The sequence below is a fragment of the Haloferax sp. KTX1 genome, from assembly GCF_902410085.1.
In the GTDB taxonomy this organism is placed as follows: domain Archaea; phylum Halobacteriota; class Halobacteria; order Halobacteriales; family Haloferacaceae; genus Haloferax; species Haloferax massiliensis.
In genome coordinates, this window is record NZ_CABPRH010000213.1 from 1 (window position 1) to 439 (window position 439).

1 protein-coding gene is annotated in these 439 nt (G+C 54.9%); it reads right to left on the reverse strand.

Features of this window, described 5'->3' with window-relative positions; genetic code table 11:
* A partial coding sequence (locus FY251_RS23885) for a D-aminoacyl-tRNA deacylase (RefSeq protein ID WP_222847901.1) occupies window positions 1–207 on the reverse strand: 207 nt, incomplete at its 3' end.
* Window positions 208–439 lie beyond the last annotated feature (232 nt).

A 439-nucleotide genomic window follows, 5' to 3' on the forward strand; every position in this document is an offset into this window, starting at 1 on the left:
ATAGTCCAGGATACGCTCAAGCATCCGTTTCTGCTCAGACGCCCCATCGGTTTTCTCGACCCCGAGAAACAGAAGCAATCCGCTACCGATCTCACCCACGACCTCACCGTCAATACTGACACTGGCACTGCTGACGCGCTGTATAAGCCCCTTCAAAGAACCTCCTCCTGTACCGGTAACAGCAGCCGCTAATGGTGCCAGCCCCAAGCCCCCCGCAAAAGCGCCCCCTGATGGCGCATATCAGGGGGCGCCTGCACCAAAACAGCCCTCGCGCCCGCCCAATGCAGGCCTCACTGACTCAGAGCAACCGCTCAAAAGATCTTTTACTCACTGATTTTAAAAGACTTTCAAAAATCAGGCACAGCGGCTGCTCGGGTAAGAGCAAGTTGCACCGCAACGGACGTAATCAAAACAGCCAACGGAGGCTATTATTATGCAG